The organism is Opitutus sp. ER46, from assembly GCF_003054705.1.
Classification (GTDB): domain Bacteria; phylum Verrucomicrobiota; class Verrucomicrobiia; order Opitutales; family Opitutaceae; genus ER46.
Window position 1 is genome coordinate 254,378 of the sequence record NZ_QAYX01000018.1, and the last position, 19,382, is coordinate 273,759.

General features: G+C 67.7%; 13 protein-coding genes. 3 read left to right on the forward strand and 10 right to left on the reverse strand.

The features are described from left to right. Window positions 1–344 precede the first annotated feature (344 nt). From galA to DB354_RS04580, 8 genes are all read right to left on the reverse strand, one after another. Window positions 345–3,116, reverse strand: a complete 2,772-nt coding sequence (galA, locus tag DB354_RS04545) for a beta-galactosidase GalA (RefSeq protein ID WP_107834248.1) — start codon at window positions 3,114–3,116, stop codon at window positions 345–347. A gap of 330 nt (window positions 3,117–3,446) precedes the next feature. After that, entirely contained in the window at window positions 3,447–3,887 is a 441-nt protein-coding gene (locus DB354_RS04550) for a DCC1-like thiol-disulfide oxidoreductase family protein (RefSeq protein ID WP_158277369.1), read from the reverse strand. 707 nt (window positions 3,888–4,594) lie between these two features. Next, on the reverse strand, window positions 4,595–6,034 hold the full coding sequence (locus DB354_RS04555) for a Gfo/Idh/MocA family oxidoreductase (protein ID WP_199226794.1): 1,440 nt from the start codon (window positions 6,032–6,034) through the stop codon (window positions 4,595–4,597). A gap of 38 nt (window positions 6,035–6,072) precedes the next feature. Beyond that, window positions 6,073–9,435, reverse strand: coding sequence for a TonB-dependent receptor (locus tag DB354_RS04560; protein ID WP_107834250.1), 3,363 nt, complete (start codon window positions 9,433–9,435; stop codon window positions 6,073–6,075). Between the two features lie 109 nt (window positions 9,436–9,544). Next, window positions 9,545–10,642: a FecR domain-containing protein gene (locus tag DB354_RS04565; protein WP_107834251.1), complete on the reverse strand. Its 1,098-nt coding sequence runs from the start codon at window positions 10,640–10,642 to the stop codon at window positions 9,545–9,547. Further along, the gene (locus DB354_RS04570; protein WP_158277370.1) at window positions 10,639–11,226 is read right to left on the reverse strand and encodes an RNA polymerase sigma factor; all 588 of its coding nucleotides are present in this window, start codon (window positions 11,224–11,226) and stop codon (window positions 10,639–10,641) included. Before DB354_RS04570 ends, DB354_RS04565 begins: the two co-directional genes overlap by 4 nt. Window positions 11,227–11,403: 177 nt before the next feature. Further along, complete coding sequence (locus tag DB354_RS04575) at window positions 11,404–12,312, reverse strand: BadF/BadG/BcrA/BcrD ATPase family protein (protein WP_107834253.1); 909 nt, start codon at window positions 12,310–12,312, stop codon at window positions 11,404–11,406. Between the two features lie 115 nt (window positions 12,313–12,427). Continuing rightward, a complete protein-coding gene (locus tag DB354_RS04580) occupies window positions 12,428–13,342 on the reverse strand; it encodes a phosphoribosylaminoimidazolesuccinocarboxamide synthase (protein ID WP_107834254.1) in 915 nt (304 codons plus the stop codon). A gap of 133 nt (window positions 13,343–13,475) precedes the next feature. Between DB354_RS04580 and DB354_RS04585 the strand changes: the two genes are divergently transcribed. The 3 genes from DB354_RS04585 (at window position 13,476) to DB354_RS04595 (ending at window position 16,217) form a co-directional block, all read left to right on the forward strand. Continuing rightward, window positions 13,476–13,814, forward strand: a complete 339-nt coding sequence (locus DB354_RS04585; RefSeq protein WP_146180108.1) for a hypothetical protein — start codon at window positions 13,476–13,478, stop codon at window positions 13,812–13,814. Window positions 13,815–13,943: 129 nt separating this feature from the next. Further along, window positions 13,944–15,158 (forward strand): DUF3667 domain-containing protein, encoded by a 1,215-nt coding sequence (locus DB354_RS04590; RefSeq protein WP_107834256.1) that lies wholly within the window; start codon window positions 13,944–13,946, stop codon window positions 15,156–15,158. 207 nt (window positions 15,159–15,365) lie between these two features. After that, complete coding sequence (locus tag DB354_RS04595) at window positions 15,366–16,217, forward strand: hypothetical protein (RefSeq protein ID WP_107834257.1); 852 nt, start codon at window positions 15,366–15,368, stop codon at window positions 16,215–16,217. 65 nt (window positions 16,218–16,282) lie between these two features. On the opposite strand, the gene DB354_RS04600 is transcribed toward DB354_RS04595, so the two are convergent. Next, window positions 16,283–18,892, reverse strand: coding sequence for a transporter substrate-binding domain-containing protein (locus DB354_RS04600; RefSeq protein WP_107834258.1), 2,610 nt, complete (start codon window positions 18,890–18,892; stop codon window positions 16,283–16,285). An 86-nt stretch (window positions 18,893–18,978) separates the two neighbouring features. Beyond that, complete coding sequence (locus DB354_RS04605) at window positions 18,979–19,332, reverse strand: YkgJ family cysteine cluster protein (protein ID WP_107834259.1); 354 nt, start codon at window positions 19,330–19,332, stop codon at window positions 18,979–18,981. Window positions 19,333–19,382 lie beyond the last annotated feature (50 nt).

The following is a 19,382-nucleotide window of genomic DNA, read 5'->3' on the forward strand; positions in this document are numbered from 1 at the left end:
GATATATGTAACCACGAAGGACGCGAATAGAGACGAATATATGGAATATAGGAACTGTGTTGGCACGAAAACAAGGCAGTGGAACAGGAGGCAGCAGAGGGCGCAGAGGGGCGGCGCAGGTCGCGCCGGGGTTAAGGTTCTCCGGATCGAATCCTCTGCGGGCTCGGCGAGCTCCTGTTGAATGTTTGAGATCGGGAGCCTCGGATTTCCAAGGCAGGTCTCACAGGAGGTAACGGAGGGAACAGAGGACCGATCGGGGGCAGGACTCGGGTTGTTGCCCGAACCCTCTGTTGCCTCCTGTAAGGCGGAGCGGGCGTTTGGGTTTTGGGGCCTCGTCCTGGCGATCACGGCTCTGGGTGAGTGGCCTTGATCACGATGGCGGCGGAGCGCAGCGGGGGCGCGGAGGCTTCGAGGAGAATTTCGCCGGGCTCGCCTGTCGTCTGCACCAGGACCTGGGCCAGGCCGTTGAACGTCGTGCGCCGCCACTCCGGGGCCGGGGCCTCCACCCGCAGCACCGCGGGATGAAACTGCGCCAGGCCTTCGCGGTCGCGCCACTCGGCGTAACGCGTCGCGGTGATCCGCAGCACATTGCCCGTCGGCTTCAGGTCGTCGGCCGCCAGCGCCACTTCCGCGCGGGCTGCAGCCGGGTCGACGTCGACCTGCAGCGGCTTGCCGTTCAGGTGCACCGACTGCCGCGTCCCGAGCGCATTCAACAGCAGCGTCAGGTGCTCGCCGGCCGCGAGGACGGGCCGATCGAAGACAAAATCCTGCTCGATCACGCCCTCGCGCACCGCGGGATCCGGCGCCCGCCACGCGCCGAGCGGCACGGCGCGCGTCGGCGCGAAGACGACATCGGGCTCGTGACACGAGGGGTCACCATTGCCGACACCGATGATCCGGCCGGGGCCGCGTACCGCGAAGCGCACCGGCACGGCGGCGGTCGGCACCTCGCGGCCGGCGTGGTCATCGATTCGCACCGTGACGACCGCCACGTCGCGGCCGTCCGCCGCCAGCGTGGTGCGGTCCGGCTGCAAGCGCAGCGCGGCCGGCTCACCGGTCGTGACTCGCGTGGCGACGCGTACCTCACGGCCGTCGCGGTAGCCGCGGGCGACAAGTTCGCCGGGCTGGTAGCTCACGGTCCAGGAGAGATGGCCGTTGGGCTCCATGCGCTGGCGCCCGAGCGAGGCGCCGTTGAGCCAGAGCTCCACCTCTTCGCAGTTGCTGTGCACCGTGACCGTCAGCGGCTGGCCGATGCGATCCGGCCAGTTCCAGTGCGGGAACACGTGCAATACCGGCTCCTGGGTCCACCACGCCTGCAAGTAGAAGAAGCCGTCCTTCGGGAAACCGCACGTGTCCAGAATGCCGAATTGGGAGGCCACGGCAGGCCAGCCGAAGGGCGTCGGTTCGCCGCGGTAGTCGAAACCGGTCCAGAAGAGCACGCCGGCCGCCCAGGGCCGCGCCGCGTAGAACTTCCAGCCGAGCTCCGCGTTGCCGCCGGAGGTGCCGTCGGCCTGCGGCGAAAGGTGCGCGCGGGCGCGGGCGTCGAAATAGATGCCGCGGGTCTGCTGCGTGGTGGTCTCCTCCGTGCCGAGGAGGACCTGCCAGGGATGCGTGGCGTGCTGCCGATCCGGGTCGGCCTGCTTGATGTAGTTGACGCCAACAGCCTGGATCACGCTGGAGATGCCGCCCCAGCCGCCGCTGACGGCGGCGTTGGCGAGCCGCGTGGGATCGAGGCGGTTCACGGTGCGCTGCATCGTGGCCGCGAGCCGCGCGCCGGTGATGTTGCCCTCGATCGCCCACTCTTCGTTGCCGACGGACCACAGGATGATGCTCGGGTGGTTGCGATCGCGGCGGATCATCCGCTCGAGCTGCGTGAGGTGGTATGGGCTCGAGCCCATCAGCCGCGTCTCGTCGATCACGAGCATGCCCTGGCGATCGCACGCCTCGAGCAGCTCGGGCGTCGGCGGGTGGTGGGAGCAGCGATACGCGTTGCTGCCCATCTCCTTCAGCCGGCGGATGCGCCAGGCCTGCAGGGCGTCCGGCAGCGCGACGCCGACACCCGCATGGTCCTGGTGGTTGTTGGTGCCCTTGATCGTCACGCGCTGGCCGTTGAGGAAGAACCCGCGGTCGGGCTCGAAGCGCACGGTCCGGAAGCCGAAGGACGTCTCGTAACGATCGATCTCCCGGCCGTCGCGCCGCAGCACGGTGACGAGGCGGTACAACGTGGGCTGCTCCAGGGACCAGAGCCGAGGCGCGGGCACGCGGAGCTGAGTCGTGTGCATCAAGGCGGGCCCGGGCGACACGGCGGTGGAGGTCGACGTTTCGGCGACGGCGCGCCCTTCCGGATCGAGGACGGTCTGCACCACGTCGACGCGCACCGGCTCGGCGCCGGCGTTGACGAGCTGGGTCTCAACGGTGGCGCGCGCCTCGGCGGCCGTGAGGTCCGTCCGCACCCAGGTGCCGTCGGCCGCGACGTACACCGGCGCGGTCTTCACGAGCCAGACGTGCCGGTAGATGCCGGCGCCCTCGTAGAACCAACCTTCCTCCATGGTGGCATCGACGCGCACGGCGATGACGTTGTCCGCGCCGTAGCGCAGGTAATCGGTGAGGTCGTAGCTCACGCCGAGGTAGCCGCTCGGCTCCTCGCCGACGAAGAAGCCGTTGATGAACACGCGCGCGGCCCGGTAGGCGCCGTCGAGCTGGAGATGGAAGCGCCGGCCGAGTTCGTCGGCGCCGATGCGGAAGGTTTTGCGGTACCAGCCCACGCTGCCCTCGGGGGCCTGGCGGCCGACGCCCTTGAAGCCGTGGCTGGCGGTGCCCCGTGGATCGAAGGGCGCCTCGACGGCAAAGTCGTGCGGCAGGTTGATCCGGCGCCAGGCGCGGTCGTCGAACACGGGGCTGGCCGGGCCGTCGCCGTAGCCGGTCTTGGCGAGGTAGGAGAAGTAGCCGGTCGCGTGGTTGAAGTCGCGCGCGGGATCGGTGGCGTGGCCGAGGGCGAACCGCCAGTCGGCATCGAAGAGGATCCGCTCGCGCGAGGCCGCGGCGAGACGCGGCAGCGCGAGGGCGAACGCGGTGAGGGTCAGCAACAGCCGCAGCCAGGGGAGTGGAGTGCGCATGGGGGTCGGGGGGGGCAGCCGAAAATCTTTCTCTTACTCTTCCTCTTACTCTTTCTCCCCGCCGCGTCCGGGGAAAGGCGGATTTCGGTCGAACCACGGAGCCAGTTTTTGGCCGCAAAGAGGCGCAGAAGGCGCAAAAGAAGGCCGCGGATATTCAAGTCAGGTTGGCCACAAAGAGGCACGAAGAAGCACCAAAACAAGGCAGGTTTCACAGGAGATAAGGGAGGGAACAGAGAGTCGATGGCGGCAGGGCTCCGACTCAAATTGAACCCTCCGTTGCCCCCAGTGAGGCGGATCGGGCCGTTCTTTAGTTTTCGCCGCCGGCGAAAACTAGAGGTTGAGGAAACGGCTCCGCCAGCAGGCGGGGATCACGGGGCAGGCGGTGGTGGGACCGAGGAGTCGTTTGCGGCGGCGGGCGATGGCGCGGTAGGCCCAGTCACGGAGGGGACGCGGCACGAGCCAGAGGGCGGCGCCGAGGACACGGCCGAGCGCGCCGCACGTGCGCAGCGCCGCGACGACTGCGGCGGATTCTTGATGAAAGTCGGGCCGATCCAGTTGCGCCCAATCCGGGACAAACACCACCGTGTCGAACGTCGCGAGCGGGAGACCGTGCTGCCGCAGGAAGCGCTGGGCCGGCTCCGACTGGAGCGCGGCGAACCAGAGCCGTTCGCGACGATCGAGTCGGAGCAGCAGCCGGACGACTCCGTGACACAGTGCGCAATGGCCGTCGTACAGCAGAACAGGGCCGGGCGCGCCGGGTGGTTCAGGCACGTGAGCGGGATCGGCGCGCAGCATTTGTTGGACGCTACACGCGGGCGTTACGCGGCGCTAATGGAGAATGAAGAATGCAGAATTTAGAATGCCGAAGGCGTTACGGGTACTCCGGACGGGGTTCGGCATTCTGCATTCTGAATTCTCAATTCTACATTAGGCCTTTCGCCGGACGCCGCCGCGGCGAGCGTCCGGCGAAAGGCCGCACTGAGGAGCGCGCAGTGGGTGGCGGCGCAACGCGCGGTGGAATTCGACGTGTGCGAGCAGGTGCCGGTCGCACCGTAGTAGAAACAATGCACCACGACGGGACCGGAGGCGGTTGGGGTCGTGACTTCGAAGGACACGACCAACGTCTGCGCCCGGGACCAGACGCCCGCGAGACGACTTCACGTCATCCGCCAGCCGATGTGCGTCATACCTGCCCGCCGGGCACCCGCCGGAGGTGGGTTATCCGTTATTGGTTATTGGTTATTGGTTATCCGTTGTTGGTTATTGGGGATTTCGCTGCCGCGGCGAGATCAGGACATGGCATCCCGCGGCTAGGACCAAGCCGTGGCGTGGCGGCCGACGTCGGCTCGACGGCAGCTCCGGCCCGAGGTACGATCCTCGCGCTTCGCAGCACAAAACCAGCACCCTAAACTCGGCGCCAGGGACGGATGTCGGTGCCCACCGACGGGAGCGTCGGGCGGATGGCCGGCACGAGGCGGCTAGACGCGGCGGACACCGGTGGTGCCGGCGCCCTTGAGCGTGAGCTCGACGGGGGCGTTGGTCTGCCACCAACCGTTGGTAAAATCCGGGACGTCGACCGAGTCGGAGCGGTGGGCGACCGACTGCTCGCTCAGCGGCGCGATCACGCTCCAGAGCGCGGCGTCGTACACGTCCTGGTCGAGCGGCAGCCCGTTGCGCAGGCAGTCGATGAGCCGCCAGTCCATGATGAAGTCCATGCCGCCGTGGCCGCCGACCTGGCGGGCGAGTTCGCCGATGTGGCGGACGATCTCGGGGGTGAACTCGGCCTCGAGCTGCTTCATGCCGGCCTCGTCGAGCCACTGGTGGCCTTGCGCGGCGCGGGCCGGGAGCGGCCATTTGCGGGCGATGCCCTTGGTGCCGCTGACCAGGTGGATGCGCGAGTACGGCCGCGGGCTGGTGACGTCGTGCTGGAGCATGATCGTGCGCCCGCGGTGGGTGCGGATCGTGGTCGTGTTCATGTTCCCGCGGTAGGTGCGGCCGCGGTACTCGGCGAAAAACGGGTCCTTGGCGGCGAGACCCTCGACGATGTCGGCCATCTGGAAATCGGCCGTGGACATCGACGTGAGGTAATCCATGCGGTCGCCCCGGTTGATGCCCATGACCTGGCAGATCGGGCCGAGCCCGTGCGTCGGGTAGAGGTTGCCGTTGCGGTGCTGGTTTTCCTTGAGCCGCCACATCTCGGCGTAGGCGTCGCGGCCGAAGTTCAGTTCGCGCAGGTCGTGGAGGTAGGCGCCCTCGCCGTGGAGAATTTCGCCGAACCAGCCGTGGCGGGCCAGGTTGAGCGTGAGCAGCTCGAAGAAGTCGTAGCAGCAGTTCTCGAGCATCATGCAATGGCGGCGGGTGCGCTCGGAGGTCTCGACCAGCTGCCAGCACTCCTCGAGCGTGCGGGCGGCGGGCACCTCGACGGCGGCGTGCTTGCCCTGCTCCATCGCGCCGACGGCCATGGGCGTGTGGAGGCTCCACGGCGTGCAGATGTAGACGAGATCGATGGCGGGGTCGGCGCACAGCCGGCGCCAGGCGTCCTTGGAATCCGAGTACGCACGCGCCGGCGGAAGCCCGCGCCGGGCGAGCGTCTGCTGCACCTTGGCGACGCGGTCGGGGTACTGGTCGCAGAGGGCGGCGATCTCGACCCCCTCGATGCGGGACATCCGGTCGACGGCGGCGGGCCCGCGCATGCCGAGGCCGATGAAGCCGATGCGGACGCGGTCGAGCCGGGGCGCGGCGTAGCCGCACATGTTGAAGCGGGCGCGGGCCGGAGCGGTGCCGGCCGCGGCAGGCGCCCCGGCGGCGGGGCGGCGCGCCCCGGGAGCGGCACACCCGGCGAGGCCGGTGGCGACCAAGCCGGCGCCGAGGAGGGATTGTCTCAGGAACTCGCGGCGGTTCGAAAAGTGGGGGCTCACGCGAAAACTCTATGGGCGGTTTTCGCGCGCAGGGAAAACTAGAAGTTTCCGCTGATGCCCACCTTGACCACGGTGGAGTACACGAACGTGGCGCTCTTCCGCTCCGGCACGTAGAGGTACTGGTTCTGGCGGCCGACGTTGAAGACATCGATCACGTCGACGTACACGCGGAACTTCTTGCTGAAGGCGTAGGCCAGGTTGACGTCGATCGGCGTGGTCGCGAACTGGTACTCCCGCTGCGACGGGTCGTCGTTGTACACGATGAGCCGGTTGCCGGTGTGATTGGCCATGACGCGGACCGTCCAGCGATTGCGAATGTACGAGACGCCGACATTGGCGGCGCGCGGGGTGAAGTTGGGCAGCTCGGACTGGGTGACGACGCTGCCGACGTCGCCGTAGTCGCCCTTGGTTTCGAGCCAGGTGGCGTTGGCGAACAGGCCGAAGCCGGACCAGAAGCCGGGGAGGTTGGTGAACTGCTGCTGGTAGGAGGCCTCGAGGCCGCGGATGCGGGCGTAGCCGCCGTTGAAGTCGGTGGTAAGCATGTAGCCCACGTAGGCGTCGCCGTACTCGTTGCCGGGCTGCAGCTCGCCGCGGGATTTGCGGAAGATGAAATCGGTGAGCCGCTTTTCGAAGACGGCCACCGACACGAGCCCGGCGGGCTCGAAATAGTATTCGAGCGTGGCGTCGTAGTTCTTCGAATACTGCGGCTTCAGGCTCGGGTTGTTGGCGGTGACGGTCATCTCGTCGTGGTTCACGCTCATCGACGGCACGATGGAGCCGAAGTTGGGCCGGCCGATGCCGTTGGAATAGCTGAGCCGGGCGAGGAAGTTGGGCGTGATCCGGTAGCGGAAGTGGATGCTCGGGAAATAGTCCCGGTACTGGCCCCGGAGGGAGACGCGGTTGCCATATTCCGCGCGCGTACGCCGGTCGGTCTCCTCGGAGGTGACGGGGCCGGTCCAGGCGGCGCGGCGGGCCTTTTCTTCGGCGGTGATTTCCTGGCGGAAACCCTTGCCGGTGACACGCGTGTCCTCGACGCGGACGCCGGTGACGATCCCGAGCCGCCCGAAGCGGGCGTCGGCCATGACGTAGCCGGCGGAGACAAGTTCGCGCGCCTCGGTGTCGTTGCGAATGGAGTCGCGAACGCTGGCGCCGACGTCGCGTTTGAACAGCTGCGGCGACTGGCGCAGTTCGCCGAGGAGCTTGGCCATGTCCATGTAGAGCGACGGCAGGCCGGCGTTCTTCGGCTGGGACTTGTTGGGCACGTAGTCGTAGCCGGCGTCGTAGAAGCGCTCGAGGTTGTCGTCGTTGGCGGCGCCGACCGGGCCGACCACGCCGTTGGGGCCGACGTAGGCATTGAGGTTGCGGTCGTTGTCGCGCGTGCGGGTCTGCTGGCGGGCGCGCAGGCCGGTCTTGAGCGCGAGGGGGAAGCGGGTTGGCAGCGGCTTCCGGTAGTTGAGCTGGGCGCCGTAGATCTGGTCATTGCTGTCAAAGTCCTGCAGGTCGAAGCTGCCGAGCGTGGAGTTGCGCCAGTCGGTGATGGCGGGGCCGCCGATCTGGCGGAGGACGATGCCGTTGTTGGGCGCGGTCATTTCCTGGTGCCAGGCGGTGCCGCTGACGGTGCGCTGGGGCGTCATGCGGTCGAGGTCGGTGCCGTGGGATTCGGAGTAGTTGAGGGAAGCGTCGAGCTTGCCGCCCCAGACGGTGCTCTCGAGGCCGGCGCCGAGGTTGAGGGTGCGGACGTCGCGATTGCGGAGCAGTTGGTAGAACGTGAACGTCTGGTTGCGCGACTCGACGACCTGGGGCGAGAGGATGGTGACGTTGGCGTTGCTAGGGGTGCTGAGGCGGATCCAGCGGCGGTTGAGCTGATCGTCGTAGGCGGAGAACGCGGTGCTGACGTAAACGCGGGTGGCGTCGCTCACCTTGTAGTCGAAGCGCACGCTGGCGCCGGCGCGGCGGTGGCGGAGCTGGTCGCGGCCGAAGGCGTTGGCATTGAACCAGGCGGGGCGGCTGGTGTCGGTCGTGCGCTCCCAGACGATGGTGTTACAGTCGCGCGGCTTGAGGGACTCGTTGTAGCTGACGGTGGCGAGGACGCCGAGGCGGCCGTCGAGGAGCAGGTCGGAATAGCCGGCGCTGCCGAGGGGGCGGAACGCCTTTTGCGAGACGTTGTAGTTGTTGGCGAAGCTGTAGTTGATGCGGCGGCCCTTGCGGTCGAGCGCGCTCTTGGTCTTCAGGTTGACCGCGCCGCCGATGGAGTCGGCGTCGATATCGGGGGTCATCGCCTTCGAGACCTCGATGGTCTCGATGAAGTCGGCGGAGATGCGGTCGATGTCGGCGCCGCGCTCGTAGGTGCGGGTGCTGCCGTTGGCACCGCGGGTGCCGTCGATGCTGAACGAGTTGAGGTTGGGCGAGGTGCCGCGGATCTGGACGCGCATGATCTCGCCCTCGGAAATCTCGGTGCTGAAGCCGGGCACGCGCATGAGGAAGTTGGCGAGGTTGAGGTCGGCGACGTTTCCGAACGCGTCGGAGGAAATCACGTTCTTCACGTTGGGAGCGTTGCGCTGCTGGGTGACGGCGAGCGCGTTGCCCTCGCGTTCACTCTCCACCACGAAGGCGGAGAGCTTGTAGATGCCGGCGGTGAGCGCGGCGTCCTGCGTCACGCTGCCGCCGGCGCGAACGGTGACGGGGATGGTCTCGGGATCCAGGCCGGTGTAGCGGATCGTGACCTGGTAACTGCCGGCGGGGAGAGAGAGCGCGTAACGGCCGTCGCGCGCGGTGAGCGCGGTGGCGCCGCCGGGCGCGACGGAGATTTCGGCGCCCTCGAGGTAGGCACCGGTCGCGGCGTTGCTGATGGTGCCGGCGAGCGTGCCGAGCTGGGCGGGGTCCACGACGCCCGCCGGGTCGGCGGCGGCGGCGGAGTGGCCCGGCGCGAGCGCGAGGGCGAGCCAGGTGGAGAACAAGGCGAGCGGATGCTTACGTTTCATGGGCGGGGGCGGATCCTGCGGCGGTTCCTTGGCCCCACCCTCCGGCGCGGCCGCCCGGGCGGGCGGGACGCGGTTGATCATGAAGGCTCCCGTGTGTTCGTCCTCGACCGCCACGAGGGCGGTCCGGGCGAGCATGACCGCGATGGCCTCGCGGGCGGTGAAGTCACCCCGCACGGGGTTGGTCTTCACGCCGCGGACTTTGGGCACCAGGTAGAACACCTGCTCGCCGGAAAGCTCGACGAACGTGCGCAAGGTCTGCGCCGCGTCGCCGCCGGCAAGGTCCCAGTGCCTCTTCTCCGGGGTGCCGGCCGCCCGCGCCCCGGGCAGGAGCAGCGCGAGCAGCAGCAGCAACGCCAGGCGCCGCCAGGGGTCAACCGAGCGGTGCACGCGGAGCAGAATCGAGGTTAGGCTCTGCAGCATTCATGACAGGGCTTGGTGAATCAGGGTTTCGAATACCGCCTGTCCCCCACTCTGACGGACCGCGCGGCGCTTCGGGCTACGCCGCCGGTCGGAATCTGCCCGTGCCGTTTCACGGCCGCCGCAGGAGGATGCGGCCCGGCGCGGAGCGATCGGCGACAATGTCGCCGTCGGACTCGAGCAGGCGCACGAAGGCCTCGACGTTCTCGGCGCGGAAGCTCCCGCCGACCGGCAGGGTCGCGAGCGCGGGATCGGCCACGACCAGCTGGAGCTGATTGCGCCGGTTGAACTGGGTGACGACCTCGGCGAGGGGCGTGTCGACGAACACGAGCCGCGGTCCCTGCCAGGCGAGTGCGGCGCGAACGCGTTCCGGGGCGAGCCGCTCGACGACGGGCGCGGGCGGGGCGGCATGCGGCGCGGCCAACGCGTGCACCACGGCGCGCTCATTGGCCGTCAGCCGCGTGGGTGTGAGCACCGGATACCTGGGCGTGGACGCGCCGGGAGCGGGGGACGGGGAGGACGCCGGCGCCGGCGCGAGCAACGCGGGCGGGGCGACGTCGACCTTACCCTCGGTGACCAGCACCTCGATGTCCTCGCGGCCGAGCCGCACGTTGAAGGCGGTGCCGACGGCGCGGACGGCGATGTCGCCGGCCTGGACGAGGAACGGGCGCGCGGGATTGCGGGCGACGGTGAAATGCGCCTCGCCGCGCCGCAGCTCGACGTGGCGCGTGGCCGCGGTGAACTGGACGACAACCTCGCTGCTGCCGTTGAGCTCGACGACCGAGCCATCGGCGAGCGTGACGCGCTGATAGCCGTCGACCGTGGTGGCGTAGTGCTCGCCGGCGGCACTGGCGTCGGGACGACCGGTCCACCAGAACGCCAGGACCGTCAGGCTGGCGGCGAGGGCAAGAGGCACGACGTGGCGCAGCCGCAAGACCGGGGCGCGCCGGGCGGGAGCGGGCGGGCGGAGCAGATCGCGATCGGGATGGCGTTGGGCGGCGGGTCGAAAATCGCGCAATTGCTGGAGGGCTTGCCAGGCGCCCTCGAGGCGGGCGACCGCAGCGGCGTGGCGCGGGTCGGCGGCGCACCAGGCGGCAAAGGCCTGGGCTTCCTCGGGCGAGAAGCCGCCATCGCGCTGGGCAACCCAGGCGGCGGCGGTGGCCTCGATGGCCGCGGCTTCGGAGGAGGCGGCAGCGGAGCGGCGTTTCATGGTTGTTCCTCCCGTTGGGTGGGGCGGGCCACGGAGATGCCACGCGCCTCGAAGTAGCTGGCGCACCGGCGCATGCCCTTGGCGAGCTGGGCCTTCACGGTGTGTTCGGAGATCCTGAGTTCCGCGGCGATCTGTTTGTGGGAGTATCCGTAGAGCAGCCGCAGGGTGAGCACCTGGCGGCAGCGTTCCGGCAGGTCACGCACCGAGGCGGCAAGCAACTCCAGCTCCTGCTGGCGGCTGGCGGCCTCGGCGGCGTCCGGCTTATCTTCAGCGACGGGCAACGCGGCGAGATCGGCTACGCCATCGATGGCGACGACTTGGCGGCGGCGAAAGAAGTCGAGCGCGGCGTTGCGCGCGGTGGTGAAGAGGAAAGCGCGGGCGTAGCGGACCTTGCCGGTGGCGCGCGCGCGGATCAGCCGCACGTAGGATTCCTGCACGAGGTCGTCCACGTCGGGGAACGACGGGAACATGCTGCGCAGGTAGGAGCGGAGGGAGGACTCGTGCGGCTGGACCTCGCGCGAGAACCACTGGGCGGTCTGCGCGGGGTCCAGGGTGTTGGCGGGTTGGGGTTCGGAAGCGCTCACGATCGGGACAGCGCGCGCATCGCACCAGCGCCAGCCGGTCGCAGTCGAGGCCGATTTGGCATTCGCCAGAAAATGTGACCCCGGCGTAGCCCGAAGCGCCGCCTGGTCCGTCTCTACGGCAACCATCCGCCGCGCACATTCCGGCGGAATACGCCGTCCCCCGCCTCGCGCGAGGCGTCAGGTGCGCAGAACCAGACGTTTGACGCCCTCGATGGGAGCATCGTGCACGGGGGTGAGCGGGAGCGGCGTGAGCGGGGTGATGGCTTTGACGATCAACTCGTGGGTGAGGATCGAGCCGCAGAGGCCGGCGGGCAGGGTGTCGAGCGGGGTGAGCGGAAAGAGTCTGGCCGCGACCTTCGTGGCGAGCGCGACGAGTTCACTCGCCGAGGCGACGACGATGTCGCGGGCGGTGGCGTCCCCCTCGGTGGCGAGGCGCATGACGGCGGGCGTGAGCGCGGCGACGACGCGGTTGGGCTCCGGGTGGTGGTAGAAGAACCGGGTGAACGCGTTGGCGTCGGCATCCGCGGGCAGCCCGGCGTGGGCGCGCACGGTTGGCCCCAGGCGCGACGGCGGCAGCCAGCCCTGGACCTCGAGGAGGGCGCGTTCCACGGCGCGGCGGCCGATGTCGTAGCCGCTGCCGGGATCGCCGAAGCGCCAGCCGAGTCCGCCGGCGTAGTGCAGGGCGCCGTTGGGACCGCGCGCGGCGACGAATGAACCGGTACCGGCGTGGAGCACGAGGCCGGGACGACCGTGCGTGGCAAGTTCGAGGACCGGCAGGGAGTCATCGCCCGTGGCGATCGCGCCGAAATCGGTGAGGGTGTCGGCAAACTCCCGCCAGAACGTGCGGCTGCCGGCCATGCAGAGGAGCGTGTGGGTGACGACCCCATCGGGGTGGGTGCGGCGGGCGTCGCGCAAGAGCGCACACAACGCATCGGTGACGACGAGCCGGGCCTGTTCGGCGCCGACGACGCTCGGGTTGGAGCCCGGCGCGAGGTGATGGGCAACCTGCACACCGGAGGCGTCGAGGAGGACGCACTCCGTTTTGCTGCCGCCACCGTCGACGCCGATGCGAAGGAGAGAAGTCATCGAAGGCTGAGGTCGGAGGCCAGAGGCCGGAAGCCAGAAGGCCAGATGTCAGAGGTCAGGGGCCGGAAGACGGAAGTCAGACGCCGGAGGGCGGAGGTTGGGAGCCTGAGATCGGCTAGAGGGAGAGGAGGTTTTTCAGGGCGGCGAGGTACTTCTCCTGGGTGCGGGAGATGACCTCGGCGGGGAGGCGCGGCGCAGGCGGCTGCTGGTTCCACTTGATGGCGAGCAGGTGGTCGCGGACGAACTGCTTGTCGTAGCTCGGCGGGGACTGGTTGGGCGCGTAGCTCTCGGCCGGCCAGTAGCGGGAGGAATCGGGGGTGAGCACCTCGTCGATGAGCCAGAGGTTGCCGGCGGAGTCGGTGCCGAACTCGAACTTCGTGTCGGCGAGGATCATGCCGGCCTGCTTGGCGCGGTCGTGGCCGAATTGATACAGCGCGAGGCTGGTGGCCTTGACCTTCTCGTAGAGGTCGCGGCCGACGATCGCGATGCCCTGGGCGTCATTGATCGGCGCGTCGTGCTGGCCCTTGGGCGCCTTGGTCGTGGGGGTAAAGATAGGCTGCGGGAGGCGGTCGGCCTGGCGCAGGCCGGCGGGCAGCTTGATGCCGCAGACGTCGCCGGATTTCTGGTACGAGCTCCAGCCGCTGCCGACGAGGTAGCCGCGGACCACGCACTCGATCGGGACGGTCTTCAGCTTGCGGACCACCATCGAGCGGAGCTGCAGGTCGACATCCTTGATGCCGCGACGGGCGAACTCGGCCGGCTGGTTGGGCAGGAGGTGGTTCTGGATCAGGCCGCTGGTCTGGGCGAACCACCAGTTGCTGATCTGCGTGAGGATCGCGCCCTTGCCGGGAATGCCGTCGGGCAGGATCACGTCGAAGGCGGAGAGCCGGTCGGTGGCGGTGAGCAGGAGCGCGTCGCCGAGGTCGAAAATCTCCCGGACTTTGCCGGAGGCGATACGGGGAAAGGGCAGACCGTCGATCGAAGTGACGGCGGTTTTGGGCAAGGCGGAGGCGATTTCGGCGAACGTCATGGTGGGTGGTGCGGTGGCGCCCTGTTTGACTACGAATCGTTCCCGCGGCGCGAACAAAAAGTGGCCGATGACGAAGGCGTACGCCCGTTGCAAAAAGCCCCAACCCGCCTTCGCTCTGCAGCTACCCACAACCATGAGTTCTTTCGTCGTGCTGTTTCGTCAGGGTCCCCACCCCCTGACCGAGGTCGATCGGCAACGCCGGCAGGCGGCAGTGTCCGCCTGGGCGAAGCCACTGAATGCCGCCGGCCACAAGCTGGAACCGCGGATCCTCGCGCCCGACGCGCGGTACGCGGGACCCACCCCGCCGGGCCAGCCGGCGGGCTGGCCGGTGACGGCGCTGCTGTTTCTCGAAGCGGCGAGCCTGGACGAGGCGGAACGCATCGCAGCGTCGCATCCCGCCACGGCGTACAACGCCAGCGTGGAGGTGCGGCCCTGGACGCCGCCGCCGGTACCAGCGGCATCGTCCCGTTGATCCGACACCGGCGACACTGACTCTGCGCCGGCGCGACCGGGACGTGGCGCGGGCGGGCGGCCCGGTTGCTGCTCTGAATTTCCGCTTTTTTACCGCCCGCGACCGTGATTCGCTGGCCGTCCCTTATCCATGTCCGCCACACCCGACCTGCCTGATGGCCCTATCGTGCCCGAGCCGTCCTTCTCCGGAAGCGATGAACTGCTGGTCGGCGCCGCGCTGGCGGCGTCAGGTGGTTCCGATGGGCACGGGCACCACGGCCCGCAGCACACGCACTGTGAGAACTGCGGGACGAAGCTGGAGGGGCCGTACTGTCATCGCTGCGGCCAGCCCGACTTCGAATTTCACCGCTCGTTTCGGCACGTCTTCATGGAGGCGCTGGAGACGTGGTTTCATTTCGAGGGAAAGTTCTTCCGCAACATCGTCACCCTCCTATTCCGGCCGGGGCAGTTGACGGCAGAGTTCAATCGCGGCAAGCGGGCGGCGCAGATGCCGCCGTTCCGGCTCTACCTGTTCGTCAGCGTGGTGTTCTTCTTCGTGATGTTCCTGGGCCGGCCCTCGCACGCGCCGGTGGTGCTCGATGCCAAGTCGCACGAAGATCCGACGAGCGTCAGCGGAACCGTGGGCACGGTGACGGACGCACTGGCAACGGCGGCGAGCACGACAAAATCGGTGCGGGAAAACGGGAGGAAAAGGGCTGAAACCGGAAGCCTGAAGCCGGAAGTCGGAAGCCAGCGGCCAGAGGACGGAGGCCTGAGGGCTGAAGTCGGAGGCCAGAAGCCGGAGGTCGGAGGCCTGAAGACTGAAGTCGGAAGCCTGAAGGCGAGGGACGCCAAGAAGGGTGAGAAGAAGGAGAAACACATCAACATCTCCGGCAGCGAGGACTCGGCGGCCCTGCGATGGCTGGAGGAACTCGGGGAGAAGGCGGAGCGGCCGGGAGCGGCGGCGCAGATCACGGAGGCGTTCCTGCACAACATTCCGAAGCTGCTGCTGGTGTGTCTGCCGTTCTTCGCGCTGATCACGCGCGTGCTCTTCTGGCGCTCGGGCCAGGTGTATTTGCAGCACTTGGTGCTCGCGCTGCATTTTCACGCGTTCATTTATCTCTGGATCTTGTTCCGGAACGGTTGGGCGGAGATCGCGAAGCTGATGAGTCCCTCGCTCGGTTCACTGCTTTGGGCGTTGGGCACGCTGTGGCTGTGTATTTACCCGTTCATGATGTTCCGACGGCTGTTCGGTAACTCGTGGTTCCGCACGATCATGAAAGGCTCGGTGCTGGCTTTTGCCCATGGAACCTTGCTGGTCATCGGGTTCACGGTGTCGGTGCTGCTGGTGCTGGCGACGATGTGAGGGGGGGCGCTCTGATATCTTTCTCCTACTCTTACTCTTTCTCTTACTCTTGTTTGTTATTCGTTAACTGAAAGTCGGTTAAACGGGTTTTGAGTAAGATAATGAGTAAGAGTAAGAGAAAGATGATGAGGGGGGCACGCACCCTCGGGTCAGGGCCGGGGCTTGCAGGGGCACCAGGGGAGGAGGAGGGTGTCGCACTTCGGCTCCATGAAACGACTTCTCCTGTTTGGCCTCCTGGTTTTCTCCTTCGCTCTGGTACGGGCGGAGGAGAGTGAAACGATGGTGGAGCGCTCGTTGCGGCAGATCGTGGAAAAGCAGAAGCAGCTCTTTGCCGAGGCGGAGAAACGCGGCGACGAGATGGACATGGAAGCGTTTCGGACGCAGGCGCAGTCGATCACGCACGACTATGAACGGCTGATCGCGGGCGCCCCGAACTTTGCGGCGGGCTTCGCGTCGTACGGCTACTTTCTTTCGAAGGTCGACATGCGGAAGGAGGCCATGGCGATGCTGCTGCGGGCCAACCAACTGGATTCGAATATCCCCCTGGTGAAGAACCAGATTGGCAACATGCTCGCGGAGGATGGGAAGCCGATCGACGCCGCGAAGTACTTCCTCGCCGCGGTGAAACTCGCGCCGAACGAACCGCTTTATCACTACCAGCTCGCGACGCTGCTCGCGACCGCGCGGGACACATTCCTGAAGAGCGGCGAGTGGACCCGGGTCGCGCTGGACCAGGCGATGCAGGAAGGGTTCAAGCGGGCGGCCGAGCTGGCGCCGGACCGGGTCGAGTATGTTTACAGCTACGCGAAGTCCTTTTACGAAATGGAGCACCCGGATTGGGAGGCGGCGCTGAAGGTTTGGAGCGAGCTCGAGGAGACCGCGAAGACCGGGACCGCTCGCCAGATGATGCGCGTGCATGCGGCCAATGTGTTCATCCGGATGGGCAAGAAGGAGCACGCCAAGACGCTGCTCAACACGATCGACGACCCGAAGCTCCAGGAGCAGAAGAACGAGTTGCTGGCGCAGATCGCGGCGGAAGCGCCCGCGGCGGCGAATTGACGGATCATCCGCCCGCGCAGGCCGACGTGACGGCGGCGCGACGCTCACCGCGCACGGGAGGGAATTCAGCCCCGCGGCAGGCTTGAGCGTTTGAGCGGGGGGAGCGCCTGCAGGGCCTCGATGAGGTCTCCGGCGCTGAAGGGCTTGTTGACGAGCCGGTCGACCTGCAGTTCGCCGAGAGCTTGGCGCTCCTCGTCGGACACGCGGCCGCTCATAACCACAATGGCACCGGCGTAGTTGCTGCGGCGCACGCGGCGGATGAGGTCGATGCCATTGAGCCGCGGCATGTTGAGATCGAGCAACAGCACCTGAAACTCGGGGCCGTTGCCGGTAAGTTGGTTCCAGGCCTCGCTGCCATCGATGCAGTGGATGACCAGGTGACCGGCGCGTTCGAGGACCGCCATGGCAGCCCGCGTCACCAGGGGATCATCCTCGGCGAGCAGGATGCGGAGCCCACGATTGAGGCCGATGGGGCGGTGGGCGGGGTGGCCCGGGGCGGGCTTGTCGGCCGGCTTGGGCCATTGCGGGAGGGTGACGAAGAAGCTCGTGCCCTCGCCGAGCTTCGACTCGAGGGAAATTTCGCCGCCGAGCTCGTTAACGAGGTGCCAGACCGTGGCGAGCCCGAGGCCGGTGCCCTGCCCGATCGCCTTGGTGGTGAAGAACGGCTCGAAGACCCGCTCGACGTGCTCCGGCGGGATGCCCAAGCCGTTGTCCTCGACCGTGATGCGCTGCCAGCCAAGCGGGTGGCGCAGGGAAGTCTCCTCGTTTTCCGGGAAAGGAGACGTCGATGCGCCGGGCGGCAGGACCTCGCGGGCGTAGTCGGCCGGCCCGAGCTCGGTGATGGTGACGGTGAGGCGGGGCGACCAGCGGCTGTCGTGTGGCTGGGCGAGTTTCTCGAGCAGCGTGTCGCGCGCGTTGATGACCAGGTTGAAAACGATCTGGTTGAGATCGGTGGGATTGACGAAGAGCGGAGGCAAGTCGCGCGGGGCTCGAATGGCCCATTCGACGCGGCGGTCGACGGTGGAGCGCAGCAGCGCGAAGCAGTTCTCGGCCGCTTCGGCGAGGCCGACCATCGCGCGACGCTCGTCGTTCTTGCGGCCGAAGGTGAGCAACCGCTTCGTCAGCTCGGCGGCGCGCCGGGCGGCATTGTCGATCACCGTGAAATCCGCCTGCAGCTCGGGCGAGAGGTGCGTCATGGCCCGGGCCTGGCTCGTGGTGACGATGATCGGGGTGAGCAGGTTGTTGAACTCGTGGGCGATGCCGCCGACGAGTTCGCCGAGGGCGCGGAGGCGGCGGGATTGGGCGAGTTCGTTGTCGATGAGCCGTCGCTGGGTGACGTCGTTGGAGAGCAGGCAAACCCGATGGGCGCCATCCTCGGAGTGACCGATGGGCAGCACGGTCATCTCGATGAGGCGCTGCCGTTCGGCGATGCGGGCTTCCCATTGGGAGGAAGTCCCGTTGGTGCGCACGCGATGCACGGCGTCGCCGAGCAGCAGCCTGACCTCCTGGGGCAGGGTCACGCGGCTGAGTTCGGTGGGCAGCGAGAGATCGGTCGGCAACCGGAACAGGCGGAGGGCCTCGGGGTTGGCGGAGATCAGCAGCAGGTCGCTCCCGCGGACCTCGATCACGAGAGTGGCAAGGGGGTGATTGTCGAAGAGGGCGGCGAGCAGCGAACTCTGCGCGCTGAGCTGGGCGGCCTGTTCCTTGACGTGCTTGGAGAGCGTGCGCTGGCGGAGGAGTCCCCACGACACGGCGGCACAGGCGAGGGCCAGCGTGATGGCGACGTAGCTCATCACCTGAAGCGCGGTGAAACGTCGGCCCTCGTAGCGGCCGAACCACCGGTCGTAGATGGCGTCGAACTGGCCGTTGCGGTGAACGATCGCGAGGCCCTCGTTGAGGCGGGAGAGCAGCATCGAGTCGCCGCGGCGCACGGTGAAGCAGTAACGGACGTCGTAGGCGTCGCCCGTGATCCGGTCATCGAGCACACGCAGGTTGTCGAGGCCGAGGTGATCGATCGTGGCGATGGCGGTGAGGCGGGACATCACGGCGGCATCGATCCCGCCAGCGGCGAGCAGCCGCAGGAACTGCTCGGTCGTTTCGGTAAAGACGGGCGTCGCCTCGGGCATCTCCGTCTCGAGGAAGCGATGCCCCACGGTGCCGCGCTGGCCGACGGCGACGCGCCGGCCCTTGAGATCGCTCAGTTGCCGGATGCGCGAGTCGCCCTTGCGCACGACCGCGACGGTCTCGAACCGGGCGATCGGGACGGAAAATTCCGCCCATTCGCGGCGCTCGGGGGTTTCGCTCCAGAACTGCAGGACGTCGACGCGTCCGCTTTGGAGCGCAGGGCCCATGTCGGTGTTGGCGATCGGCACGCGCTCGAGATGGAGGCCGACGGCGCGCGCGACGGCATCGGTGACATCATTGGCAAAACCAACGAGCGCGCCATTGCGGTCGCGATACTGGTACGGGAAAAATACCTCGGACGTGGCGACGACGACCGGCCGGCTGAGGTCGCGAGGGAGAGCGCCCTCCGGGCCGTCCTCGGCCCACAGGCCGGCGGCGCAGGCGAGAACCAGGGCAAACAGGCCGAACCTGCGGGTAATCCCGAAGGTTAGGAGGAAGAATCGCGGCGGCGTGAGTCCGGCTTCCAAACCGGAGGGGTGGAGCGCAGCCATTGGTCGAAGCTTCAGCAATTTCGCCGCCAGCTCAAGGCGAGTGTGGGCTGGGAGGGAGAACACCCCAGAAGGATACAAATGACGAATCAAGCATTGAGAATGGTGGATGAGGAATCACGAGGCACGGTGGCAAGGGACGGTTTGACGTGACGTTCGCCGGCGCACTGGGGCGAGGCGCGTTCGAGATCGCGGCAGACCTGGGGCCGATGCGCGTAGATCGTGCAGAAGTAGGTGCAACCGCCCTCCGACACGGCGCGGAGTTCGAGGGCGGCGCAGTGGTGGTCCGTCATTTTCATGTAGGCACGGTTGCCGATGAAGTGGGCCAGGTGCTCGGCATCGCGCCCCAAACGCGACCAGTCGGCGCCGGTGACGGGGACGTACCGGATGGCGGCGGAAAAGCAGCACGCGCCGCAGCGCAGACAGTCCTCCGGAAGCTCCATGGCAGGTGAAAACCAGCCGCTTGCCGCCCCCGGGGCAATGGTTTCCAGTG